Annotated in this window: 19 protein-coding genes; all 19 read right to left on the bottom strand. The window is 59.7% G+C overall.

Going from position 1 to position 26,222, the window contains the following annotated elements; all coding sequences use genetic code 11:
- Positions 1 to 14: 14 nt before the first annotated feature.
- Positions 15 to 941, bottom strand: coding sequence for a ketoacyl-ACP synthase III (locus IAI51_RS04345; RefSeq protein WP_123465729.1), 927 nt, complete (start codon positions 939 to 941; stop codon positions 15 to 17).
- Between the two features lie 228 nt (positions 942 to 1,169).
- A complete protein-coding gene (gene pseI, locus IAI51_RS04340) occupies positions 1,170 to 2,222 on the bottom strand; it encodes a pseudaminic acid synthase (protein ID WP_187677368.1) in 1,053 nt (350 codons plus the stop codon).
- On the bottom strand, positions 2,219 to 3,721 hold the full coding sequence (gene pseG / locus IAI51_RS04335; protein ID WP_187677367.1) for a UDP-2,4-diacetamido-2,4,6-trideoxy-beta-L-altropyranose hydrolase: 1,503 nt from the start codon (positions 3,719 to 3,721) through the stop codon (positions 2,219 to 2,221). The genes pseI and pseG overlap by 4 nt, the downstream gene beginning before the upstream one ends.
- Complete coding sequence (pseF, locus tag IAI51_RS04330; RefSeq protein WP_187677366.1) at positions 3,718 to 4,413, bottom strand: pseudaminic acid cytidylyltransferase; 696 nt, start codon at positions 4,411 to 4,413, stop codon at positions 3,718 to 3,720. Before pseF ends, pseG begins: the two co-directional genes overlap by 4 nt.
- Positions 4,410 to 5,030 carry a pseudaminic acid biosynthesis-associated methylase gene (locus tag IAI51_RS04325; RefSeq protein WP_187677365.1) on the bottom strand — a complete coding sequence of 207 codons (621 nt, stop codon included), beginning with the start codon at positions 5,028 to 5,030 and terminating at the stop codon, positions 4,410 to 4,412. Before IAI51_RS04325 ends, pseF begins: the two co-directional genes overlap by 4 nt.
- Positions 5,031 to 5,061: 31 nt before the next feature.
- Positions 5,062 to 6,219 carry a UDP-4-amino-4,6-dideoxy-N-acetyl-beta-L-altrosamine transaminase gene (pseC, locus tag IAI51_RS04320; RefSeq protein WP_187677364.1) on the bottom strand — a complete coding sequence of 386 codons (1,158 nt, stop codon included), beginning with the start codon at positions 6,217 to 6,219 and terminating at the stop codon, positions 5,062 to 5,064.
- A complete protein-coding gene (pseB, locus tag IAI51_RS04315; protein ID WP_187677363.1) occupies positions 6,216 to 7,217 on the bottom strand; it encodes a UDP-N-acetylglucosamine 4,6-dehydratase (inverting) in 1,002 nt (333 codons plus the stop codon). Before pseB ends, pseC begins: the two co-directional genes overlap by 4 nt.
- 31 nt (positions 7,218 to 7,248) lie before the next feature.
- On the bottom strand, positions 7,249 to 10,182 hold the full coding sequence (locus IAI51_RS04310) for a TIGR00180 family glycosyltransferase (protein ID WP_187677362.1): 2,934 nt from the start codon (positions 10,180 to 10,182) through the stop codon (positions 7,249 to 7,251).
- Between the two features lie 52 nt (positions 10,183 to 10,234).
- Positions 10,235 to 10,972 (bottom strand): cephalosporin hydroxylase family protein, encoded by a 738-nt coding sequence (locus IAI51_RS04305; RefSeq protein WP_187677361.1) that lies wholly within the window; start codon positions 10,970 to 10,972, stop codon positions 10,235 to 10,237.
- A gap of 17 nt (positions 10,973 to 10,989) precedes the next feature.
- The gene (locus IAI51_RS04300) at positions 10,990 to 12,060 is read right to left on the bottom strand and encodes a class I SAM-dependent methyltransferase (RefSeq protein ID WP_187677360.1); all 1,071 of its coding nucleotides are present in this window, start codon (positions 12,058 to 12,060) and stop codon (positions 10,990 to 10,992) included.
- Positions 12,057 to 12,908, bottom strand: coding sequence for an NAD-dependent epimerase/dehydratase family protein (locus IAI51_RS04295; protein ID WP_187677359.1), 852 nt, complete (start codon positions 12,906 to 12,908; stop codon positions 12,057 to 12,059). Before IAI51_RS04295 ends, IAI51_RS04300 begins: the two co-directional genes overlap by 4 nt.
- On the bottom strand, positions 12,905 to 14,131 hold the full coding sequence (locus IAI51_RS04290) for a class I SAM-dependent methyltransferase (RefSeq protein ID WP_187677358.1): 1,227 nt from the start codon (positions 14,129 to 14,131) through the stop codon (positions 12,905 to 12,907). Before IAI51_RS04290 ends, IAI51_RS04295 begins: the two co-directional genes overlap by 4 nt.
- Positions 14,128 to 14,688, bottom strand: a complete 561-nt coding sequence (locus IAI51_RS04285) for a dTDP-4-dehydrorhamnose 3,5-epimerase family protein (RefSeq protein ID WP_187677357.1) — start codon at positions 14,686 to 14,688, stop codon at positions 14,128 to 14,130. Before IAI51_RS04285 ends, IAI51_RS04290 begins: the two co-directional genes overlap by 4 nt.
- A complete protein-coding gene (rfbG, locus tag IAI51_RS04280) occupies positions 14,685 to 15,767 on the bottom strand; it encodes a CDP-glucose 4,6-dehydratase (RefSeq protein WP_187677356.1) in 1,083 nt (360 codons plus the stop codon). The genes IAI51_RS04285 and rfbG overlap by 4 nt, the downstream gene beginning before the upstream one ends.
- Positions 15,749 to 16,522 carry a glucose-1-phosphate cytidylyltransferase gene (gene rfbF / locus IAI51_RS04275; RefSeq protein WP_187677355.1) on the bottom strand — a complete coding sequence of 258 codons (774 nt, stop codon included), beginning with the start codon at positions 16,520 to 16,522 and terminating at the stop codon, positions 15,749 to 15,751. The genes rfbG and rfbF overlap by 19 nt, the downstream gene beginning before the upstream one ends.
- 246 nt (positions 16,523 to 16,768) lie before the next feature.
- Entirely contained in the window at positions 16,769 to 18,739 is a 1,971-nt protein-coding gene (locus tag IAI51_RS04270) for a calcium-binding protein (RefSeq protein ID WP_187677354.1), read from the bottom strand.
- 174 nt (positions 18,740 to 18,913) lie between these two features.
- Entirely contained in the window at positions 18,914 to 22,474 is a 3,561-nt protein-coding gene (locus tag IAI51_RS04265) for a glycosyltransferase (RefSeq protein ID WP_187677353.1), read from the bottom strand.
- Positions 22,475 to 22,570: 96 nt separating this feature from the next.
- A complete protein-coding gene (locus IAI51_RS04260; RefSeq protein WP_187677352.1) occupies positions 22,571 to 24,136 on the bottom strand; it encodes a flagellar hook-associated protein 3 in 1,566 nt (521 codons plus the stop codon).
- Between the two features lie 14 nt (positions 24,137 to 24,150).
- Complete coding sequence (gene flgK, locus IAI51_RS04255; protein WP_187677351.1) at positions 24,151 to 26,211, bottom strand: flagellar hook-associated protein FlgK; 2,061 nt, start codon at positions 26,209 to 26,211, stop codon at positions 24,151 to 24,153.
- Positions 26,212 to 26,222 lie beyond the last annotated feature (11 nt).

Genomic DNA, 26,222 nt, shown 5'->3' with positions numbered 1-26,222 from the left:
GAAAAACAGGTGACTCAGGGACGATAGATAATCGCCGACCCCCAGGACAAACCAACGCCGAAACCACTGATCGCAACGCGACTCCAGTCAGAATCGAGCACGTGTTTTTCAAGCAGCAACGGAACACTCGACGACACCGTATTACCGGTCTCGACCATGTCCTTGATGAACTTCTCCGGCTCGCCTTCGAAGCGCCGCGCCACCGCATCGACAATCGCCGCACTGCCCTGGTGAATGCAGAACGCATCGATGTCGTCAGCCTTGAGGCCGGAATCGTCGAGCAATTCATGCAGATGCGCCGGGACTTTGAGCAGCGCGAAGTTGAACACCTGACGACCGTTCATGAAGAACACACCATTGCTGACCTTAAGGTGCGGAGCGCCGGAGCCGTCAGTGCCGAACTTGGCTTTACCCAACGCCCAGGTCGGATCTTCGCCCATCCAGGTGGCGGTGGCGGCATCGCCGAAGAGCATGGTGGTGTTGCGATCTTCCGGGTCGACGATCTTCGAATAAGGGTCAGCGGTGATCAGCAAGCCGTTCTTCAGGCCTGCGGCTTCCATGAAGCCCTTGATCGCATAGATGCCGTAGACGTAACCGGAGCAGCCCAAGGAAATATCGAACGCCGCGACATTGGTCGGCAGACCGAGTTTGTCCTGCACGATCGCGGCAGTATGCGGCAGGCCTTCTTCGTCACCGTTCTGAGTGACGACGATCAGCGCGTCGATCGACTCACGTTTCAGCTCAGGGTTGCTGGCAAACAGCGCATTGGCCGCTTCCACACACAGATCGGAGGTTTCTTGTTCAGCGTCTTTGCGCGGCAGGAATGCCGAGCCGATCTTGCCAAGGATGAACTCTTCATCCTTCTCGAATTTTGCACCTTGTGCGTAATTGTCCACGCCGGCTACAGGAACGTAGCTCGCAATGCTTTTTATGCCAATCATTACGGCTTCCCAATAAAAAACAGCCCAAAACCACCGCTCGCAAGGATTCGAGGGGCGCCGACAAACAGAAAATGGCTGCCACAACGGGCAACCAGAGGGGGAGCGCAAAGGGCTATCACTGGAACCGATAAAGGGCCAGGCGCCATCTCCCCGATCAATACAATACAGTGAAGATGCGCGTTATGACTCGCAGGTCACGCTATTTTGCCGAATCGGTTGTAGATCGGGTTATTCGACCAACGACCAATCCAGCGGCGTACCGCGCTTGATCGGGGCGCGAGCGTGGCGCCCGAGAACCGCATCGGTGTGCTTGGGCGGCAGACCGAGACCGGGGCGGATGGCACGCAGATTGGCAGCGGTGAAGGCCTCGCCCGCCGCCATGTCGGCGGTGACGTACAGCGAACGGCGGTAGACCAGCGACTTGCGCTCGGCCTCGGTGGGGCCGTATTGCACTTGGCCCATGGCCTGCCAGGCACGCTCGGTCTCGAGCACCAGACTGGCCATTTCCGCAGGTTCCAGCGAAAAACTGGCATCCACCCCACCTGCCGAACGGTCGAGGGTGAAGTGTTTTTCCACCACCGTTGCACCGAGCGCCACAGCAGCAACCGACACGCCGACGCCCATCGAGTGGTCAGACAGCCCGACCTCGCATCCAAACAGCTCACGCAGATGCGGGATCGTGCGCACGTTGCTGTTAAGCGGTGTCGCCGGATAAGTGCTGGTGCACTTGAGCAACACCAGATCCTTGCAGCCGGCCTCACGGGCAGCGCGCACGGTTTCATCGAGCTCTGCGATGCTGGCCATGCCGGTAGAAATAATCAGCGGTTTGCCAGTGGCGGCGACGCGACGGATCAACGGCAGATCGGTATTTTCGAAACTGGCAATCTTGTAGGCCGGCACATCGAGGCTTTCGAGAAAATCCACCGCGCTGTCATCGAACGGCGTCGAGAACGCGAGCATCCCGAGTTCTTTCGCGCGGGCAAAGATCGGCGCATGCCACTCCCACGGCGTATGGGCCTTTTCATACAAATCGTAGAGCGAAGTGCCCGCCCACAGGCTGCCCGGATCCTTGATAAAGAACTCACCCTCTGCCAGGTCCAGTGTCATGGTCTGGGCCGTATAGGTTTGCAGTTTCAGCGCATGCGCCCCGGCCTTGGCCGCCGCCTCGACGATTTGCAGAGCAACGTCCAGCGACTGGTTATGGTTGCCGCTCATCTCGGCAATGATGAACGGCGGCGCGTCGACACCGATCAGGCGATTGCCAATCTTGAAACTGCTCATTTGCGGTGATCCTTCAAAACACGGGTGAACGCGCAGGCACTTTGAGTGAACCCGGCGTCGCGAAAAACATTCAGTGAGGCTTGGTTGGCCGGCAACACTTGAGCGGTGATCGCGCTCATCTGCGGCCAATGTGCAGCGGCGAACGCTTCGCCCCGCGCCAACAGTGCACCGCCCCAGCCGAGACCAAAACGCCCTTGCAGCAAATACAGCGAGACCTCCGCGTCAAAACCACGCAAGTCATAGCGCAGAACGCCGACCGGGCCGTCATCGCCTTCAGCGACCAACAGCAGCCGCTGAGGGTTACGCAAGCTCGCAGTCAGCCAGTCCAGATGTTGCTTCCAGTCGATAACGCCAGCGTCCAGTGACCAGCGGCGTACCGCCTCGGCATTGCGTCCGTCAAACAACAACTGCGCGTCGTCCAGCGTGGCCGGGCGCACCTTGAGCACCGCGCCCGCCAATGCCGCCGCAACCCGCAGCGCGCCGCGCCCGTCGACCAATTGCCGCGAACGTTCGGCCAGGCTTTGGCGCAGATAAACATTGTCGACGACCAAGCCGATGGCTTGGCGCAATTGCTCGACACTGACCTGCTCGCGGGCGCCCATGAACACATGCGCGCCCGCCGCCGCCATGACTTCGCCGTTGGCCTGCTGATTATTCGACACGGCTATGCAGATCGTTGGCAGCCCCAGTGCCGCGCGCTCCCAACTGGTGCCACCGCCGGCGCCGATAAACAGATCGGCCTCGGTCATACGTTGATGGAAATCGCTGACAAAACTGTGCAATCGCCAATTTGGCCGTGTCTCGGCCAGGGCCTGCATCTGTGCCCATGCCGGGTTGTCGGCGCCGGCGACGAAATCCACTTCGAGCTCGGGAAATTCCGCCAGCGCCAGCATCGCGTGATGAGTCTGCATCGCCGCGTCGAAACCGCCGAAATTCACCAATACCCGGCGGGCCTTGGACTTGATCTCGACGGCTGGGCAAATGAACTCCTCGCGCAGCATGGCAAAGCGCGGACCAAGCAACGTGCGACAACCGTCAGGCAACAGCGGCGCGTAATTCTCGCTCAGGCCGGAGAGGTTCTGATTGAGCAGCAGGTCAACGCTATAGCGCCGAGTGGCCAGATCATCCACTGCTGCAATCCGTGACGCCCAACGCCGGGCCGCCGTTTGCCAGTGATGATCGAGGCCATAGTGGTCGGCAATGATCCAGTCGAACCCTTCATGGCCGTCGAGCAATACATCCAGTGCCTCAATGTCCGCTTGCCACGGCAGCATCGATTCGATGGCCTGCTGTGGATCTTCTTCGGCATAGCGTTCGGGTAATGCGAACGTCTCGAAACCCTCTGCCTGCAACGCATCAAGCCGATGCCCCGGCAAGCGCCGGCAGGCAAATGCGACGTGACTGCCCTGCTTGCGCAATACCCGGGCCAGCGTCAGGCAACGGGCAATGTGACCACTGCCGATGGTCGGCGACGCGTCCGCACGGATCAACACTCTCATGAAAGCTCTCCGCCTGCCTTGAGCGCGGCGTACAGGTATTCGGCGCGTTTCCAGTCTTCGACGGTGTCGATGTCCTGCACCAGATGCCGAGGCAGGATTACCGGCAGACTGGCTGGCGAATACAAGACCTCACCGCGCAGCCATGCCTCGCATCGGCCCCAGTAGAACTGACCGGCATCCTGGAATGCTTCAGGCAGATCCTGCGAGCGGGTATTACGAAACTCCGGATACAACGCCGTCAGCGCACCCTGCCCGTCCAGCGTCAACGCGCGCTGCACGGGAAAACCAAAGCTGCAAACAGAAAACGCGAAGGACTTGTCGCACTGCTGCTCCAGCAATTCGAAGCCTTCACGCAGAAACCGCGCCTGCAACAACGGCGCCGTGGCATAGACGCAACAGGCGTAATCAAACGCTGGCAGTTGCTGCAAGGCATGCACGATCACCGCTGCCGTGCCGGTGAAATCATCGGCCAGATGCGCAGGACGCAAAAATGGCACCGTGGCGCCATGAGCCCGCGCGAGCTCGGCGATTTCTTCGTCGTCAGTACTGATTACAACCTCGTCGAACAATCCCGAGTCCAGCACCGTGCGAATCGAACGGACAATCATCGGCACGCCATCGAACGGCGCAAGATTCTTGCGCGGGATGCGTTTGCTGCCCCCGCGGGCCGGGATGATTGCAACGTTGCTCAAGGGCGTTTTTCCAGAAGGAACCAGGTGACGTCGTCAGCAGGAAATTGCCGGTCACGGTGATACACGAAGCCGTAATCCAGCAGGTGCAGATCAGCGTAGCGATCGAGCATTTCACCGGCGAAATCGCGTTTGAACAGTTTGCCGCTGTTGCCGCGATAGGACACTTCCACCGGCGCCGGATTGTAGTACTCCGCGATCAGGATATAGCGCTGGCTGAGCTCGTACAGCTGCGCGTAGGCCTTCGGCAACAGTTCCGGGGCAAGATGAATCAACACGCCTTTGCTCAGCGTCAGATCGTAGGAGCGCTCGTAGGGAAAGTCGAACAGCGAACCGTGCCAGATCTTTGCGATGTCCAGTGCTTTGGCCTGTGCACAGGCATTGGCGTTGATCTCGACGCCGGACAACTCGCATTGCGGCAACAGTTGATGCAGTGCCTGCAAGTTGTTCCCGACATTGGTACCGAGTTCCAACAGGCTGTCGATCCGCCCCGTTCTTGCCAGCGCCTTGGCAAACAACGCCAGATTGGCCGCCACCAGCGATTGCCCGACGTTGCGCGCAACGTACTCGTTGCCGAAGTCACCCAGCCAGAATTGTTCCTGTTCACTCAGATTGCGCATTGCCATTTCCCATCCACCGCCACAGCGGTGTTCACTCAGTCAACCGTCGCAATTGCTCGACCACATAGTCCTGCTGCTGATCGCTCAGCAAAGGAAACAGCGGCAGGCTGATCGCTTCGGCGTAATAGCGCTCGGCTTCGGGGAAGTTTCCCTCGGCGAAACCCAGGTCGCGATAGTACGGCTGCAAATGCAGTGGAATATAGTGCAGATTCACCCCGACTCCGGCCGCGCGCAAGCCTTCGAAGACCTGGCGGTGGCTGAGATTGATCCGATCAGTCTGCAAGCGGATCACGTACAGATGCCAAGCTGATTCAGCGAGCGGTTGGGCGCTCGGCAAGGTCACGGGCAAATATGTCAGCAAATTCGCGTAACGTGCCGCCAGCTCGCGTCGACGGGCGATGAAACCGTCCAGTTTGTTCAGTTGCGACAAACCGAGCGCGGCTTGCAAGTCGGTGATCCGATAATTGAAGCCCAGTTCCACTTGCTGGTAATACCACGGGCCGTGGCTGGCTTCAGTCATCTGCTGCGGATCGCGGGTCATGCCGTGGCTGCGCAGGCGTTGCAAGCGCTCGGCCAGTTCCGGGCGATTGGTCAAGACCATGCCGCCCTCGGCACTGGTGATGATCTTCACCGGGTGGAAGCTGAACACGGTCATCGCGGCGAATTCGCCGCACCCGACCGGCCGCCCGGCATAGCTGGCGCCCACTGCATGGGAGGCGTCTTCGATGACGGTGAAGTTGTAGCGCTCGGCCAACTCGCCGATCTTGCGCATGTCGCAGCTCTGACCGGAAAACGCCACCGCCACCAGTACTTTTGGCAGTGTGCCGTCCTGCTCGGCCTGATCCAGCTTCGCTGCCAGCGCGAAAGCATCGAGGTTCCAGGTCAGCGGATCGATATCGACAAAATCAACGTCGGCGCCGCAATAACGACCGCAGTTGGCCGACGCCAGAAAGGTGTTCGGCGTCGTCCACAGGCGGTCGCCCGGGCCAAGCCCGGCCGCCAGACAGGCAATGTGCAGCGCTGCGGTGGCGTTGCACACCGCCACCGCATAATTCGCCTGACAACGTTCGGCCATCGCCTGCTCGAAACGCTCGATGGTAGGACCCTGGGTCAGCCAATCCGACTGCAATACCTCGACCACCGCATCGATGTCAGCCTGATCGAGGCTCTGGCGGCCGTAGGGAATCATGCCGAGAGCTTCGCGTGCAGGTCGGCGATCTGTCCCACCGAGAGGAACTGCGGGTTGGTGTCGGAGCGGTATTCGAAGTCCTCACCCACCGGCTGACCGCGCTCGCCGAGCTTGTCGACCGCGAAATCGACATCGACGCTGGTGAAGCGAATCGATGGCTGGATGGTGTAGTGATCCTCGAATTCAAGGGTCATCCGCGCATCGTCCAGCGGCACCATCAGCTCATGGAGTTTTTCTCCCGGACGGATGCCGACGTTTTTGTGCGGCAGATGCTCGGCCATGCCCCGGGCCAGATCGACAACGCGGATCGACGGGATCTTCGGCACAAACACTTCACCGCCGTGCATGCGTGCAAAGCTGTCGAGCACGAACTGCACACCGTGATCGAGGGTGATCCAGAAACGCGTCATGCGCTCGTCGGTGATCGGCAGTTCGGTGGCCCCGTCAGCGATCAGCTTGCTGAAGAACGGCACTACCGAACCGCGCGAACCGGCCACGTTGCCATAACGCACCACGGCAAACCGGGTCTGCTGCTCGCCGGCAATGTTATTGGCGGCGACAAACAGTTTGTCCGACAGCAACTTGGTCGCGCCGTACAGGTTGATCGGGCTGGCAGCCTTGTCGGTGGACAGTGCGACAACTTTCTTCACGCCGTTATCGATGGCGGCGGCGATGATGTTTTCAGCGCCGTTGACGTTGGTACGAATGCACTCGGTCGGGTTGTATTCCGCTGCCGGCACTTGTTTGAGCGCGGCGGCGTGAACCACGTAATCGATGCCGCGCATGGCCTGACGCAAACGATCGGCGTCGCGCACATCGCCAAGGAAATAGCGCATGCACGGCGCGTTGAACGTCTGCTGCATTTCGTACTGTTTGAGCTCATCGCGGGAGAACACCACCACGCGCTTGGGTTGGTATTGCTCCAACAGGCGACGAATGAAATTACGCCCGAACGAGCCAGTGCCGCCGGAGATGAAAATCGATTTACCGTTGAACATGTCTAGAGTCCTGTTTCCTGTGCACGAGGCGTCAGGCGAGCAACTGCGCCCAGTTAACACTGGACGCTGCGCCGAGAGTAAAGCCCTTGCCGGTCAGGGAAAGGTTCTGGTTGTAAGCCGTGTCTTGAGCGAAGCGAGCCTGCCACTTGTCACGTAGCGCGGCAGCCAGTTGCGGCGCTTCGGGGAGCACGCCCGGATGCTGGATTTGCGCTTGTGGGCACCAGACCGTCAGGTAACCGGCATCGGCTGCTTTCAGACACAGATCAATGTCGGCGAACGCCGTGTCGAAATGTTCTTCATCCAGACCACCGAGTGCTTCGAACAGTGCTTTGCGAATCATCAGACAGGCGCCGGACACCGCCGAATAGTTCTGTTCGACCTGATGGCCGAACAGGTAGCCCGGAGCGTCTTTTTTCTCACCGACGTACGCCGCGCCAAGCAGATCGTTGAGCCCCAGAATCAAGCCACCCTGAGTGGTGACGCCACGTGCATCCTGCAGTTTCGCTCCGACGATCCCGACTTCGGGCCGTTGCGCCTGATTGAGCAGTGCATCAAGCCAGTTGGCATTGACCACTTCGGCGTGCGCGGAAAACAGCACCAGGTATTCACCTTTGGCTTCAGCGCCTGCGAGGTTGTACAACGCCGATTCGCTCAACCGCTCGCTGCTGCGCAGCACCCGAACTCGCTCACCCTTGCCCTCCAGATTGCCCAGCCATTCAGCCAGTTCCGCAGACTGGCTATGGTTGTCGACAATGAGGATTTCGTGGCGCTGATAGCGGGTTCGTTGCAGCAGGCTGACCAGCGCCGACTGCAACGCTTCGAGGTTGTCCTCACTGCGCAGAATGATCGACACCAGCGGCCGTTCGCTGTGCTGATAGTCGATTTGCCAGGTTTGCGGCAACGTCGAACCCACTTGGCCGCGGTATCCGCGCTTGGCGAGATGACGTGTCAGGGTCTGACGCTCATGAGCGTTTTCTTTAGCAGGTGGTGCGTCGCAGATCAGCAACGGCTCCGCCAGATGAGCAAGGCCAGCCAGCCCGCCGTCTTCGATCAAGCGCAGCAAAAGGTCGAACTCCAGCGCATCGCTGTACTCGGCGGCGAAGCCTTTGGCCTGAACCAACACATCGCGCTGGAACAACCAGTGTCGCGCCATCATCGACGGCACGGTTTGTAGCAGGTCGAAGTTGACCCCCGGACGGAACACATCCGCCAGCGCACCGCCCGGCTGACGCTGGATTTCATCCATCGCCACGGCGCGCACTCCTTCGGCCCCCAGTAGCTCAAGGCTTGCACGCAGCAGACCGCTGGCAGTGAACTGGACCCCCGCCTCGGCGAGCATGATCCAGTCGCTACCGAGCTGAGGCAGCAGTTGATTGATCCGCTCGACGTAGTTGGTCGTGGTCACTTTGACGAAATGCACGTTATCGCGCACGGTCGTGGTCGCCGGCAACTCCCCGGTGGTGAGCACAACCAGTTTGAACGCTTTGCAATGGCCGCCAACCAGGCTGTCGAAGGTCGTCTGCAGCTTGACCATGTCGGCGTCCAGATCCAGCAGGAGAATGCCCATTTGCGGACCGCCGGCATGGCTGTTCAGGTGCCGGGTGATTGCCGGCAGTTGTGCAGGCTCGGGATTGCGCGCTTCGAGCCATTGCAGCAGCCGCCCGGTCGGCATGTTTTCGAAAAGCTTGCGCTCCTGTTGCCCCGGTACCGAATTCAAACGCTCCAGCCAGGCTTGTAGCTTCACCCCTTCTTCAGGCTCTTCACTGGCAAGCATGGACTCGGCCAGGCGTTCGACTACCTCGCGATTGAACATGTTCAGGGTCAGCGCTTCCCACAGACGCGCGCGAATCGTCCGTTCATCGTCATTGGGATGAACACGCATCAATTCGTGCTGACGCAGCAACACACCTTCCAGCTCCTGCAATTGCAGGCGCCCGGCAGGCATGGCGTGCAGCAGGAATTCGTACTCGGTCAACAAGTCGAAAACCGGCTTGTTGTAGAACGGCATCTCGACAAATTGCTCGGGCGCGAATGAGCGCACCGGCTCCTGACCCGGCTCAATCCACGCCGAGCGGAAAATCGCTGCACCGGACAGCGAACGCCCCTTGAGCAGGCAGTCAGCCATTTCGGCAAAACTGTTCAGGGCAATCTGCTTGATCGCGGCCGGATCCTGACCACTGAAAGCGGTAGGGATCGACGCCAAAAACTCGGCAAAGCGCTCGCGCTCGGCTACGGTTTTCGCGTCTTGCCAACTCAGGACCGTCAACACGTTGGTGTTGTGATCAGAGCTGCCGTAGTTGGCTTCGCGCACCGCAAAAGCAATCGGCAGAACCCGCGCCTTGGCGCACGCCAACAGATAAAACGTGTGACCGATTTCCTGCCATTCGAAACTGGTGCCCGCCGGCAGCAAGCTATACCACTGCTTGAGCAGATCGGTTCGGGTCACCGCATAGAACGGCGGCAGGAACTGCCCCATGAATTCCATGACACGGGTTTCCGGCTGTGCCGAGTCATAGTCTTCCTGAATAAGCTTGTCGCGACGGTAATAGGTCACTTCGCTGGCACGGGTCAGGTACATGAACCCGTAGCCGTGGCACAGGCCGTAGTCAGGATTGGCCTGGAGGAAATCCACCGAGGCCGTCAGTGCGTCATGGATCAGGAAATCATCGTCGGCCGCAAACACCATGTACGGCGTAGTCACCTGCTGCACGCCCCAACTGAGCTTTTCCTGCAGGCCTTTGTAGGAGTACTGCGGCAAATGACGATAGTCCACCGACGGAAAATCGACAGCGATGCGATCATCGCCCTGCACCGTCGAATCCAGCACCAGCACCTTGGCCGCGTAGCTGCTGTAGTACTGCAATGTACGACGCAGAAACGCATTGCGGTTGTGGGTGATCACCACCACCGTGAACAGCTCGTTCAGCGGTGTCGTGTTGGTTTGAGTGCTGCTTTGAACCTGCATTTTTCCTATCCCCACAACCGGCCAGACGCCTGATGCCTGAAACTGTTTTTGATTAACGAACGCGACGCAGATAACCGTCCGGCGCCACGGTGATCAGCAGTTTGTTTTGCAGCTGCTGGTCAATCTCGAAATCCTTGTTCTCTTCCAGGTATTTCCATACGGCGGTTTTCGGGTTATCGCCCGGGCCCCATGGACGGTCCGGGAAGAAATCGGCCGGCATGTCTTCAACCACGGTGTCCATGACCACGCAGTAGCTGTCGACCGACACCAGGGGAGCGTACAGACGCAGCTCTTCGAGCACGTGATCGTGGGTGTGGTTGGAGTCGAGCACCAGAATGACTTTCTTGCCGGCGGCTGCGGCTTGCACCTGAGCGGCGATGGCCGCGTCGATGCTCGAACCTTCGATCATCTTGATGCGCTTGGCCATCGGATGGCTTTCGATCGCTTCACGGTTGTGCGGGCGAATATCGAGGTCGATGCCCAGCACTTCGCCGTGGCCTTGCAGCTCCAGCAGGGAGGCGTAGTAGATGATCGAACCGCCGTGGGCGATGCCGCACTCGATAACCAGATCCGGTTTGACCTGCCAGATGATCTCCTGCATCGCCATCATGTCTTGCGGCAACTGAATGATCGGGCGACCCATCCACGAGAAGTGGTAGCTGTACTTGTGTTTGGCCGATTCGTTGAAGAAATCACGGGCCAGGCCAGTGAGTTTCTGGTCGTCACCTTGCTGGGCGATCTGCTCGCGGCATTCGGCTTCAAAGGCTTGGTTAATGCTGTTGTCGGTCATGGTCAAAATCTCAATGGTCACTGGAACGAAGCGCTATCGACGGCGTGATAGACGTAGCGTCCACCGGTCATCCGCTTGATTTCTTCGAGGTAATTGGAGTTCATCACAAACAGGTTGGCGCCTTCGGGCAAGGCGTCCATGGCCTCTTGCGGCGAGGACACGCGAGCGCCGCTCAACGGCAGATAACGACCCTGCTTGGCCGGGTTGATATCCACCACACGATCCACCGCCACTCCCGCACGTTGCAGGGCCAGCGAATAGATCACGCCTTTGGACGAGGCGCCCCAGATCGCCGATCCCTGCTCGGGGGCGGCCTGAATGATCTGCACCGCGCGCTCGAGGCTGGCGGTGAAACCGTCAGGCAGCGTCAGGCGTGGCACCGGTTGTTCCGGGGTCAGGCGCAGCGTTGAAAGGTCGGCGACGATGTACAGGTATTGGCCACCGAACAGGTGACCGGCCTCGTGCACGGTGCCGAACATCCGGCGCAGGTCATCGAGGCGGAAATAATTGACGTGTTCGTAGAACAGGTCGAACCAGGCTTTGTGCTCGAGGATCCAGTCGAAGCACGGCACTTCGATGTAGATCTGCCCGCCCTGATTGGCTTCGGCGATCACCGACAGGAAGCTCAGCGGGTCCTCGATGTGTTCAAGCACATGACGCAGCACGATAGCGTCCGCCGCCAGGCCAAGACCGCGAGTGAACGGTGCCTTGATCACGTCGGCATTTTCGCCTTCATAAGCCGGATCGATGCCGGTGATCGAGTAGCCGAGGCCCTTGAGCAACTCAAGGAAGTAGCCTTTGCCACAGCCAACTTCGATCAGTTCCTGACCCTTGAAGTGTTTGGCGATGATCCCTTCAACGTCGCTCAGGTGCTTCTGGAACTGGCCGGAATGCGCCTGCTCGTTTTGATAGTCGGCGTCGTAGCTGAGTTTGTCGGCGTCGAACGCGGCGTTGAAGATCAAGCCGCTGCGCTCATCCTGCACCAGCAGCATGTCGGCACTGGCCGAGGCCTGCGCCGACTCGGGATCGGCGAAGGTGCGGTTCTGCAGCACCGGCAAATTGGTGACGCGGTACAACTCGTGCCTCATTGCGGCTCTCCCAATAACTGTTGCAAACGCTCGGTCACCGCCCAGAACGCCAGCGGTTCGTGGGTTGGGTATGGGTAGTGGCCGAGGTTCAGCTCGATGGACTTGCCGCGCTCACGCAGGCGTTGTTCGACCAGCGCGCGTACCGACACTGGCTGACCGCTGGCGCAATTGATCACGCCGTTAAATTCGGGTTGATGCAGGATCGCGGCAAGGTTATCGGCAGCGGTCTTGATCGGCAGAAAGTCGCGCAGTTGTTCGCCGGCAGACATGTTGAACGATGGTTCACCCGCATCGATCGCTCGATCCAGTGCGGCCAACAGACTGTTGGGGTTCTGCCCTTCGCCATGCAGATAGAACAGTCGCGCCCATTGCAAGGTGAACGGATGTTCCTGCTGCAGATTCTGCAAAAACAGGTGCAACGTATGCTTGGCCAACCCGTAGGGATTGCTCGGGCGCGGCTCGGCACTTTCGCTTAGCGGCCCGCTCTGCATCCCATATTCAAAGCAGGTACCGGTCACCAGAACCTGCCTCACGCCCGCCTCGACCGCGCTTTTGATAAAGCGATAATCGGCCATCAGGTTGTGCTCGAAATGAAACAACGCGCGATAGTTCGGCAACCCCGGCCAGGCCAGATGCGCCAGCGCATCGACATCCTCGGTCAATGCAACGACGTCGAGATCGGCGGCGTGAATATCCGCCGCGACGAATTCGACGTCGTTGATCCACGGCATGCCCTGCGCGGTTTCTGCATTGCGCGCCACAGCTCGCACTGCGCAGCCGCGCGCCAGCAATGCCGCGACCAAATGCCGGCCGACGAAGCCCGTGGCTCCCGTCACCAGCACTTTCACAGCACGCTCAACTCAGGCACGGCGATCACGAAGCGGCCGTCCCATTGACGCACCTGCGCCAATTGCTGACTGACTTCGTGCAGCAGGTTCCATGGCAGCACCAGCACATAGTCCGGTTTCTCGATGTCGATCTGCGCCGGCGCGACAATCGGGATGCGACTGCCCGGCATGAACTTGCCCTGCTTGTGCGGGTTGGCATCGGCCACCCACGCCAGCAGGTCGGGTTTGACCCCGGCGTAATTGAGCAAGGTGTTGCCCTTGGCCGCTGCACCGTAGCCAACCACACGCTTGCCATCGGCCTTGGCCTGCAACAGGAAGCGCAGCAGTTCATGCTTGATGCGTTCGGCAGCCGGCGCGAGGGTCGTGTAGTACGCGGCAGTTTTCACACCCGCATCGAGTTCAGCCTGCAACTGTTGCTGCACGGCCGGCTGTACCGCGCGGCGCTCGCCGTCCTTGCGCTGCACGAACACCCGCAGCGAGCCACCGTGAGTGTTCAACTGGCTGACGTCGAACACTTCCAGACCATTGCGCTCGCACAGGGTCTGCACGGCGGTCAGCGACAGGTAGGAATAGTGCTCGTGATAAAGCGTGTCGAACTGCGCGCCTGCCATCAGCGTCAGCAGTTGCGGGAATTCAAAAGTGGCTACGCCGGTCGGCTTGAGGAGTGCCGCGAAACCGCCCAGAAAATCATTGATGTCCGGCACATGCGCGAGCACGTTGTTGGCCGCCATCAGGTCGGCGCCCCAGCCCTCTTTTTTCAGCTGCGCGGCCGTGTCGCGACCGAAGAACAGCTCACGAATATCCAGACCTTTTTCCCGCGCTGCCTGCGCGGTGCTGCGAGTCGGTTCGACGCCCAGGCACGGGATGCCGCGACCGGCGACGTACTGCAACAGGTAACCGTCGTTGGCGGCGACTTCAACCACACGGCTTTCAGTGCTCAGGTCAAAGCGTTCGACCATCTCGGCCACATAGCGCTCGGCATGCGCCAGCCAGGTGCTTGAAAACGAACTGAAGTAGGCGTATTCGGCGTCGAACAGGCTGTCGGCGCGGGTGTAGTCCTCGGTCTGCACCAGCCAGCATTGCTCGCACACGGCGACCTTTAACGGCACCCATTGCTCGGCTTGTTCCAGGCGATCGGCATGCACGTAGGCGTTGGACGGTGGCGAGGTGCCGAGGTCGATCAGCGGCAGACTCAACGGTGCGGCGCACCCACGGCAGTTCATAGACGCACTCCAGCAAAGTGTTGATCGAGCGCGGGATGGCTGGAATCACGCACTGACAAATTATTGACAGGCAACGGCCAGGCAATCGCCAGCCGTGGATCGTTCACCGACAGACCGCCCTCGTGCTCCGGCGCGTAATCGGCGCTGTGCAGGTAGAGCAACTCAGCATCTTCGGTCAGCGTCTGGAAACCGTGGGCGAACCCGGCCGGGATCAACAGGCTGCGACCGTCACCGGCCTTCAGGTGCTCGGCGTGCCAGTGCAGAAAGGTTTCGGAATCGGGACGCAAATCCACCGCCACATCCCACACTTCACCGCGCAGGCAGGTGATCAGTTTGGCTTCCGGCGCATTCGCGTTTTGATAATGCAGACCGCGCACACTGCCCTTCTCGCGGGTGCAGGAATGGTTGATCTGGCGGATGTGAAATTCGCTGCCAAACGCACTCAAACTGCCTTCGCAGAACAGTCGAGCGAAGTGCCCGCGCTGATCTTCGAAGCGTTTGTGCTGGACACTGAACAGTCCGGACAGCGGCAATGCGTGTAAGGAGAACTCGCTCACAGCGCGCCTCGGTATAGATTCAGTTGGCCTAGAGTGACGGCGCGCATGTCGTCGCCGTTCTGCCACGCCAAATGCCAGTCGAGGGTCTGGGCCAGGCATTGCTGCAAGGTCCAGCGTGGTTGCCAGGCAAGCAGTTGACGTGCGCGGCTGCTGTCCAGACGCAGCAGACCGGCCTCATGCAGTTCGCTCGGTTCGATGCGCAGGCCACGCGCCTGTGGCCAGCCACTGGCGAGCAATTCGACCACTTCGCCGACGCTGCACATATCCGCTTCGCTCGGGCCAAAGTTCCACGCACCGGCGTATTCCGGGCCTTGTTCGTAGAGGCCTGCGGCGAGTTGCAGATACCCAGCCAATGGCTCCAGCGCGTGCTGCCATGGGCGCACGGCTTGCGGGTAGCGCAGGGTCACCGGCTCGTCTGCCGTCCAGGCCTTGAGTACGTCGGGAATCAGTCGTTCCGGGGCGAAATCACCGCCGCCCAAAACGTTGCCGGCACGCGCCGTGGCCAGGGCCAGACCGTGTTCGGCGTACTTTTCAGCCGGGAAGAACGACGCCGCATAAGACTGCGCCAGCAATTCACAGCAAGCCTTGCTGCTGCTGTAAGGATCGTGACCACCGAGGGCTTCGTCCTCGCGGTATGGCCACAGCCATTCCTTGTTGGCGTAGACCTTGTCGGTGGTCACCAGCACGCAGGCGCGCACGCAACCGACCTGACGGATCGCCTCAAGCAGGTTCAGCGTGCCCATAACGTTGCTGGAGTAAGTGCCGAGCGGATCACGATAACCTTCACGCACCAGCGGCTGGGCCGCCAGATGCAGGACGATTTCAGGCTCGGTGTCAGCGATGATCTCCAGCAAGGCGCCGAGATCACGCAGATCGCCGCGTTGGTCGTTGATGCCTTCGTGGACCCGCGCCAGTTCGAACAGGCTTGGTTCGGTCGATGGATCGAGGGAAAATCCGCTGACTTGCGCGCCAAGGCTTTGCAGCCACAGGGTCAGCCAGCTGCCTTTGAAACCGGTGTGGCCGGTGACCAGCACACGCTTGCCACGCCAGAAATCAGCACTCAGGCCCATTGCTTCCATGGGGCCTCCCCGCTCAGCCACAGCGCTTCGAGATGGTTCTTGTCGCGCAGGGTGTCCATTGGATGCCAGAAACCTTCGTGCTCGAAGGCTTTCAATTGTTCGTCCTCGGCCAGACGGGCCAAAGGTTCGGCTTCCCAGGTCGTCTCGTCACCGCTGATGTACGGCATCACTTTGGGGGAGAGCACGAAGAAGCCGCCGTTGATCCAGCCGCCGTCGCCACGAGGTTTTTCGGTGAAGCCAAGCACCTGATCGCCTTGACGTTCAAGGGCACCGTAGCGACCCGGCGGCTGCACCGCCGTGACGGTCGCGAGACGGCCGTGAGCTTTGTGGTAATCCACAAGCTGAGCGATGTTGATGTCGGAGACGCCGTCGCCGTAGGTGAAGCAGAACGCCTCCTCATCCTTCAGATAACGCGCGGCACGCAGCAGACGGCCACCGGTCATGGTTTCCTCGCCGGTGTCGATCAGCGTGACGCTCCATGGCTCGCTGTAGTTCTGGTGCACGTCCATGCGGTTTTCGCGCATGTTGAAGGTGACGTCGGAGGTGTGCAGGAAGTAGTTGGCGAAGAAGTCCTTGATCGCATAGCCCTTGTAGCCAAGGCAGATCACGAAGTCGTGAATTCCGTGGGCGGAATACTGCTTCATGATGTGCCAGAGAATTGGCTTGCCGCCGATCTCGATCATCGGTTTGGGCTTGAGGTGCGACTCTTCACTGATGCGCGTGCCGAGGCCACCCGCCAAAATAACTGCCTTCATCGTCTCCCCTCTTGTTCTTCACCTGACTCGGCCAAGCGGTTGCAGGCCTTTTGGCTAAACCTTTGCCAATCCGGGCGCGGGTCAATGACCGCGAGCGCTCGTTTTATGGCGATTTGAGGGGGACTTGCAGGAAACGCGCCAGCTCGATGGACGCTGCGTCGGCAGTGCGACGGGCATAAAAAAGGGACGAATCCAACAGTGGACTCATCCCTTCATCGCGCGCCTCAAGTTGAAGGCGTCAAAGGATCAACCAAATAGGGCGAAAGCGTCACCGGTGGCCGGCAGATCGCAGATCATGCCGTCGGCCGTCTGGATATGCTCGATGGTGTTGCCCTGCGCGTACCAGTTTTCCAGCTTCACGCCACTGGCTGGAACGCCGCTACTGCCATCATTGGCACTGTGCAAATAGGCGTCCTTGCCCACCCGAGTGACACTCAACTGGCTGGCATTGGCGATGGTGTTCAACACCAGCGTGTCGTTAAGACTGCTGCCATATTCCTGAATGGTCACCAACCCCGTGGTGTTCACGACATAGGTGTCATCACCCTCACCGCCACGCGCCTGACCACCCGTGCCCTGGCTGCCCACGAGGTTCAGGATCAGCAGGTCATCGCCGTTGCCTGCGGACAACGTGTAATAGCTGCCGGTGCCGGTCAGAACATCATTGCCGTCGCCGCCGTCAGCACTGCCCCGATTGACCGTGATAGTGTCATTTCCCTCATCGCCACTGGCAAAAGTAGCCAGGTCGTTGGCAGCGCTGACGATAACGTCATCACCCTCGCCCCCCCAAAGCGTATCGCCCTGCGGTGCCGTGCCGTCGAGACCGGATGCCAACCCGCCATAAATGTGATCGGCCCCTTCGCCACCGCGAATGAAATCGTTACCGGCACCACCCTCCAGATAATTGCCATTCGAATCCCCATCCAGCCAATCATCAAACTGACTGCCGCGCAGGCCTTCGATATCGTAGAACGTGTCACCCGAGGCAATACCGGTTTGTGAACTCCACGCCAGATTGATGTTTACCCCGGCATCACTGTCGTCATAACTGACAATGTCGATCCCCGCACCACCGTAAAAGGCATCACTGCCCGCGCCACCCGACAACACGTCATTGCCGGCGCCGCCTGTCAGCATGTTGTCACCGGCATTGCCATGGCCGGTGAAGTCACCCGTGCCGGTATAAGTCATGCGCTCGATGAACGGATCCATGGTCATCACTGACAGACTGGTATACAGCTCGTCCACACCGCCACTCTCTATTTCGGAAATGGTCACACCGGTACTGTTGATGATGTAGACATCATTGCCCTGACTACCGTCAACCGTTACGCCACCGGTGTCGATCGTGAAATGGTCGTCCAGCAGGGAGCCGACGATTTTTTCCACATTGCTGACCAGACCACCGATGCGCAGCTCAACACTGACAGCCTCCAATGAAACGGAATAGTTCAGAACGTCGTAGCCATCGCCACCATCGAACGCTTGCCCGGCTTCCTTGCCAAACAGTACATCGTCAAAGCATGAACCCTGAATGGCTTCGATTCCGGTGAACGTATCACCGTTGGCGAAACCGGTAGACATCCAGCCTTGCGCCATATCAATGAACACGCCTTCACTACTGTCGGCGTAGCTGACCGTGTCAAAACCCTCACCACCAACAAAGTGATCCGCGCCGTTTCCCCCGAACAGCAGGTCATTGCCGGCACCACCAATGATCAGGTTGTCACCGGCATTTCCATAACCGGTGAAATCGCCGGTGCCGGTGAAGGTCATTTTTTCAACGGACGCGTCCATCTGCATGTTGTTGAGCGTCGTGCGGAGCTCGTCGTATCCACCACCTACTCCCTCAACGATTTTCACGTCATCGCTGCCAATGATGTAGATGTCATCGCCGTCCTGACCATCCAGAGTCAGTCCAGCGATATTGCCAATGAAGGTATCGTCGAATTGAGTGCCCATGACGCCTTCAATTTCGATCAACGTATCGCCTTCAGCTTCACCGCCATGGGCGATCACCGAACCATCCTGAAACTCGATACTGATCGCTGCGGCAGAACCACGGTAATCGACCCAGTCAAAGCCCTCACCGCCATTCAGCAGATCAGCCCCTTCCCCCCCATAGAGCAAATCCCCGGACTCCAGCCCGTAGAGTTCGTCATTGTCAGGAGTACCGATGAGGTAGTCTGCTTCACCCGTTCCATTTATCACTGCCATGTGTTTCTTCCTTGCGTTGTTGTTGAACCCTGTCCCTGGGGCGAGGCACTCCTCGCTTGAGTGGGCACACATTTGAAATTTATCGACCAGTGCCATTAAAGGCTGAGAGCAAGACAAAAAAAAACGCAGGCAACCGTGAGGTCACCTGCGTTTTTTGTGCCCGCCGAATTCAGATCAATCCGGCAACCAGCCCCACAACCAATGATTGAGGTTGTCACCGCGTAACATGAAATCACGGTGCACCGCTTCCTTCAGTTCGTCGCCCATGCGGTAGCTGGCGTCCGGGTCGGCGAGGTGCATGCGAATCGCCTGCAGCCATTCTGCGGTGCTGTTGCTGTAGACCTTTGTGCATGGCAGGTGCCCGCGATAGGCCTCGGTGTCGGTGCAGATCACCGGGTAGCCGCAGGCACCGTACTCCAGCAGACGCAGGTTGCTCTTACAGTCATTGAAAATATGGAATTCCAACGGCGCCAGTGCCAGGTCGAGGTTCAGACTGGCCAGTTTGAACGGGTAGCTCTGCAGGCTGATGGCCGAATGAAATTCATGAATGTAGGGACGCAACTCGTCCGGGCACATGCCGAAGAATACCCACTCGACTTCGTTCGCCAGTTCCCGAACGACCTCGGCAATGATCTCAAGATCCCCCGAGTGGCTGGTGCCGCCACCCCAACCCACGCGCGGCTTGCTCGAGGTACGACGGTGACTGGTCAGGGTCGCCCACGGCTCCGGCGAAAGCATATTCGGCACAATGCGAATATCGCTGTGCATGCTCGACAACGCATCGGAAAGTGCCTGGGTGGTAACCACCACACGATCACACAGCGCAATACCTTCGCGCAGCATCTGTTCGGTGTTGACCGGTTTATTGCGCGCGTGGGTGTTTTTCTTTGGCGCACTGATCACGTAGTCGTCGAGTTCGAAGATTCGCAGCGCGCTGGAGTACTTCTTGATTCGCTGAATATCGCTGACCGCACCGTCGCTGTAGCGGCATTGCAGAATGATCGAATCCGGGGCCAGACGCTCGATTTCGACGGTCGAAGGCGACTCGTAAGCCCAGCGGCCAAGCGCCCGGCCAGAGGCTTCAAGCTCGGCCAGCGGCCCGGTCACGCGGTAATGACCGACAGCCGAACTGTTGACCGGCAACCCGAGAATCAACGGCAAGTGACGGGAACAGAACGGATTCCAGTTATTGCGCAACGACGGCTCCAGACTGAAGCTCGACACGCCGAGACTGAGCGACGGACTGTACGCCGGATCCTTGATGATTTTCGGCATCCACTGGCGATGGAACGCTTCTTCCTCTTTTTCAGAGAGGGCAAGCGGCGCATTCTCGGTCAACGGCGCAATCACGACACTGGCATAAGGCGTCCAGACCACTAGGTAGCCATCGCTGCCTGCCCGCAGACACAGATCGACGTCGCTCAATCCGCGCGCGAACGTCTCGCCATCGAACTGCCCGAGCGCGTCGAAAACTTGCTTGCGGACCATCAGGCATTGACTGCTGACCGCGCTCCAGTTCTGCACCACGTGCAGACGCTGCATGTAGCCGCGAGAGCTTGCCGACTCACCGGCAAATGGCGAACCGACCGGCCCCGCCAGCCCCAGAATCAAACCGGCACTGACAATCGCCCCTTCAGGGCTGAGCAGGCGGGCACCGACCACGGCAACCTCCGGACGCCGGGCCTGGTTAAGCAGTTCGTCGAGCCAGTCGCTTTCATAGATCACCGCCTCGGCGTCGAGCAGCAGTAAATACTCGCCCCGCGCCTGATCGGCGGCGAAGTTACGGAGGGCGGCGACATTGTCGGCTCCGGCGTACTGCACGACCCGCAGCATCGAGGCGCCCAACTGAGCCATGGCAGCCAGCCATTCGATCATCGCCGACTCAGTGCTGCCGGTGTCAACCAGCAGAATTTCGTAGCAACTGTAGGCGGTATGCTCAATCAGGCTCTCGGTGCAACGCTGCAAGGCGTGCAACGAATCGCCGGCCTGAATGATGATCGACACCAGCGGATTTTCTGCGTGGTGATAGTCGACGCGGTTGATCAGCGGCATCTCTTCATGACGAATGCTGTAATCCACACCGATGCGCTGCAAATGCGCGCCGACCATCGCGGCGTTGTGATCGATCACTTCCGGCAGCGACAGCCACTGGGCATACGTCAGGCTGGACTCCACCTGAATCTCGGCGATGTGCTCGATGGTCTGCGGGCCGGCTTCTTCCACCAGGCGCCACAACAAGTCATGCGGAGCGAGTTCGCCATGGGCCGGATCGAAGCCACCCACAGCCAGATAGCGCTGACGCTCGAAAGCCAGAGCGCGTCCAACATAAGGGTAGGCGCGCATCAGATCGAGATTGAAGTCCGGCTTGAATACCGGTTCGATTGATTCACCTTCGATCAGCGCCCCCTCATCGCTGTAGGCACACAACAGGCCCGGCGTTGCGGCGATGCGCTCGGCCAGAATCAACAGCGCTGATTCGCGCAAGGTGTCGCCGGCACGCAGCAGGTAAAACCAGTCGGCACCTTCCAGTTGCGGGATCACCGCGTTGAGTTGCTGAGCCCAGTCGGCCTGAAACGGCAACTGCAGCACTCGCTCGCCGACATCGCACTGCGCATCCGAAAGCAGCACAACCGCCGCCGGTGCATAAAGCTGAGCCTCGATGGCGCGCAACGTGGCCTGCAAGGCTTCTATATCGCCGTCAGGGTCGATGACAATCGGCACAATCTGCGCCCGCGCCGACCAACTGGCGATGCGCTGCGGCATCTGCTGTTGCTCGACCGGCGAGAAGCAGCGGATCGATAGCCACTCCCGATAGAAATCGTCATAGCTTTCGCTTTCGGCGCCGACCCGGCCGCTGACCACGGTATTGCGGTTACCGAGAATGCGCGTCACGCACAGCTCTTGCCAGGCGTGGGGCTGATCATTGATGTTGGCCAGATCGATATAGCGCACCCAGCCAGCCGCCGGCGCGGCTTCGCCACTACGGGCAACAAGCATTTGCGCCAGCCATTCCCACTCCACTCGCGCTCGCTTGAGCATTTCCGGCGTACGGCTCAGCCGCTCCGGGTACAACCGCTCGGTGCTCAGCACGGTGTTGAGCGAGACCATATTGCCGCGGCGCATCAGACACACGAACAAGGCGAAATCGAGCGTGGCGACAAAACCTGCACCCTCTTGAACAAGCGCAGGCAGTAACTCCAGCACGTCGGCGCGACGCATCAACGCGGCACTGAAGTTGCCGACAAAATTCAACGGCGTGGATTCGAAGATCGCCAGCATGTCGTCGCCCTTGAACAAGGCGTCGTTCGGGCTGAACCGGCAATTGTCAACGCGCGGCGGCAAGAGGAAATTGCCGGCGTCGCTGAGCATGCGCAAGGCAAACACCAGATTGGCATCAGCGTGATCAATCAGCACCTGCGCCTGCAGGGCAATGCTCGGCGCGAACAGTCGATCGTCATCGCACAACACTTTGACGAACTCGCCACGAGCCTCTTCGACGCAACGCAGCACGTTGTTCTGAAACCCCAGACGCTGCGGGTTACGCAGATAGCGGATCGGATGAGCCGGCTCGGCGAACGACTCGACAATCTGGCGAATCTGCTCATCGTCCGAGTCGTCGCAAATGACGATTTCGAGGTGCTCATACGTCTGCGCGAGCGCACTCATCAGCGCCTGATCGAAGAAGCGCGGGTTGAAGGCGGGGATGACGATACTGACGAGGGGGTGTTGATTCACGGCGGGAAACTCTCGAGCGGCGGGTCCCTGCCCTCTTCAGGCAGGAACCCCGTAACCGCTTAGGAAAAGACGGTTGGCAGCTCGACAGGCACAGACTCAGATCTTGTTGAACAAGCCCAGTTGCGCAATCTTGCTGAAGGCCAGTTGCGAGGCTTGCAACATGGTTTGCTGCAGGGTCAGACGGGTCATGACCTCGGCCGGATCGGAGTCGCGGATCGACGATTGTGTCTGCGCGTTGGCCAGTACCAGCGACTGATTGGTATCGCTCTGGGTCACCAGCGACGAGCCACGACCACCGACCGAACTGATCGCACTGGATAACTGATCGGTGCCACTGGCGAGGTTGCCCAGACCGGAGGCCAGACCAGCCTGCAATTGCTGGATAGCCAGCGCATTGCCGTTGGTTGGCGTGTTCAGCACGTTTTTCAACTGACTCACGCTGTCCAGAATGTTCTGGGTTTCGTGAGTATTGACGGCCACGCTGAACTGATCGTTGGCAGCCGGTGTACCGCTGATGTTGAAACTCACACCCGAAGCAGTGGCCACGCCTGCGACCACAGTGCCGCTGGACACCGGTTTGCTGTCAGCGGTCAACGGTGCAGCGTACAGATCGAACGCGGTCGCGCTGGTGAATTTCATCACCGCTGAACCGGTCGGGAAACTGGCTTTGTAGTCTGTCGAGTTGGTGACGCTGCTGCCGGTGATCTGGGCCGACGACGGGTTGCCCGGGCTGCGGGTGCCGGTGAAGGTGTCAGGCTTGGCCGCCAGTGTGAACGTGTGACCCGGCAGCACGGTGCCCGGTACATCACCCGATTGCAGGTTGATGTTCAGCGTCAGGTCCACGCCCCGGAAGCTGACCGTCTGACCGGCCGTGCTTTTCGGATCGAACGCGCCACCCTGACTGGCTTCGGCCGTCACATCATTACCGGCCGAGTCAGTGATTTTGAGCTGGGTGCCGCTGACAAAATCAACAGTGTACGGCTCGCCGCTACGGAACTTGCTGTTGTAGCTGACGTTCGACGACACCTGACCGTTGGACAGAACCACGCGATTGTCATTCACCGCGGGCGCCGTCATGGTGACCTGGCTGCGGCTGGTGTTGACCGCTTGCTGGAAAGCTTCCCAACCGGTGGTGTTGGTGGCCATCTTCATGTTGTCACCGATCGCCAGATCGAGGGTCACCTGGTCGCCGTTGTAGGCGTAAGTGCCATCGTCATTGCGAGTGAACGGTACGGTGTCGCCCTTGGAGCCGGCGAAGATGTATTTACCGTTCTCGTCCTTGCTGTTCATCAGGCTGAGCAGTTGCTCTTCGATCTGACCCAGCTCGGACGCCGTGGCCTGACGGTCGGCGTCCGTGTACCCGGCGTTGCCGGCACTCACGGCCAATTCCTTGGCACGCTGCAGCACGTTGTTGATGCTGGTCATCACCGCTTCAGCGGTACCCAGTGTGCCTTTGATGGTAGTGGCGTTGGCTTCGTACTGATCAAGCATCGAAGCCTGTTGGCCCAATTGCAGCAGACGCGAAGCGCCAACCGGATCATCTGCCGCCGTGTTGACGCGAATCAGGCTGCTAGCCTCTTCGCTGCTCTTGACCACGTTGGCAAAGTTTTTCTGATAGTTGGCTGCCGAAGATTCGTAAAACTGGCCGGTAGAAATGCGCATGGATTACGACTCCCTTAAAGACTGTTGATCAGTGTGCTGAAAATTTCCTGCGCAGCCTTGATGATCTGCGAGGACGCGGTGTAGTACTGCTGAAACTTGACCAGGTTGCCGGTCTCTTCGTCGAGGTCGACGCCGGACAACGAATCACGCGCGCCCTTGGCGTTGGCCAGAATGGCGTCGGTGGCCGCGCTGTCGAGCTTGCCCTGGGCAGCTTTGGCGCCGACACCTTCGACCAATTTGCCGTAGGAGTCGGTCAGGGAAATACCTTTGCTGGCCGAACCGGTGTCCACTGTCTGCTTGGTCTGCAGGTCAGCCAGTACACCGCCGTTGCGGTTGTCCAGTGTGCCCGGCTGGCTGAGGCTGACATTGATCGCCGAGCCTTTGCCTGGCGAGCCGGCGACGGTCATATCGAAACTGACGGTGTACTGGGTGGCCGGAGCTGGCGGGATCGCAGCGCCGGTCGAGTCCTTGAGCGGAATACTCAGGTTCAGGGTGTTGTTCTGGCCCGGCTTGATGGTGCCGCTGCTCAACACACCGCCCTGGGCATCGAGTAGCTGGTAACCCTGACTGGTGCCGTCCGCCGAAGGATCGCCAAACACCACTTTGACCGGCGTCGAGTACTTCATGCCGTTCTGCATCGCCGTGGTGGTGGTGGCGTCGTAGATATCGAACTTCGTGGTCAGGGTCGGCTGACCGCTGGCCGGAATGGTCAGCGTGCCGCTGCCGCCCGGGGCAATGGCGGCGCCCAACGGAGCTGCGATGGCCAGGCGCTTGGAGTCGGTCATCTCGGTCTTGATGCTGGCCGCCGCGCTGCGCGTCGGGGTGATCTTGAACGTGTCACCCGCCGCTGCCGTGCCGCCAGTGAGTTTCAACGAGAAGCCGTCGATGACCGGAGGCGGGTTGGTGGTGGTGCTGAACGCGCCCATGGCGGTGCCTTCCGGCAGACGCTGCACGGTGTAGTCCGTGGCGCTGGTGAAAGTCACTTTGTAATCGTTGATGGTCAGCTTGCCGGTGTCCTCGATGCTCACATCGAATTTGCCGGAACCTGCACTGTTGCCGATAGTGGCGGTGCTGCGCGCAGACATGTTCGCCGCAGTATTGATGCTGGTGAACAGGCTGCCGCCAAAGTCACCGTTCTTGTCGATGCCTTGCGCCTGAATCGTGTTCATCTGATCGGCAACGACCAGTGCCACGCGGCCCAGCTCGTTCATCGCTGGGTCGAGCACGGTGCTGCGATAACGCAGCAGGCCACCGATCTCGCCACCTGTGATGCCCGAGGTGATGTCGACAGTGCTGGAGCCGTTATTGAGCTGCAGGGCCATACGCGATGGGTCGGTCTTGCTTGGCGTGACTTCCAGCTTGCTGACCGTGCTGCCCATCACCAGCGGCTGACCGTTGCCCAGATATATATCCATGTTGCCGCCACGCTCGACGACCTGCGCACCGGTGAAGGTCGACAGTTGGCGAATGGTCTCGTTACGCGCATCGAGCAGCTCGTTGGGCTGGCCACCGGAGTTGGAAATTTCGGAGATTTTCTGGTTCAACTGAGCGACAGTGTTCGCCAGTTTGTTGACCTGATCAGCCATGCTCGTCAGGTTGCCGTTGATGTCCGAGTTCTGCGCATTCAACTGGCTGGAAACCGAGTTGAAGCGTGCGCTCAAGGCTTGGGCATCACTGAGCAGCAGTTGGCGCGAAGCATCATCACCCGGCTTGGCGTTGACGTTCTGCACCGAGGCGAAAAACTTGGTCAACGCGCCATTGAGGCCGGTGCCGCTATCGGACAGCAATTTGTCGAGCGGAGTGACCTGACCCAGGTAAGCCGCCGCATCGCTGTTGAGCGAAGTGGTGGTCTGCAACTGGGCGTCGATGTAGCTGTTGTAGACCCGGCGCACGTCGGCCAGGGTCGTACCGGTGCCGATCCAGAGGTTGCCGTTCTGAATCGAGCTTTTTGAATTCTGCACGGTTTGCTGGCGCGAGTAGCCGGCCGTATCGACGTTGGCAATGTTGTTGCCCGTCACCATCAAAGAAGATTGGCTAGCGGATAAACCCGACATCCCGATGTTGAGCAAACTCATGGTTCAAACCT

This window comes from Pseudomonas sp. N40(2020) (assembly GCF_014472415.1).
Lineage (GTDB): Bacteria > Pseudomonadota > Gammaproteobacteria > Pseudomonadales > Pseudomonadaceae > Aquipseudomonas.
The sequence above is the reverse complement of the archived record's forward strand: the minus strand, read 5'-3'. Positions and strand labels throughout refer to the sequence as shown.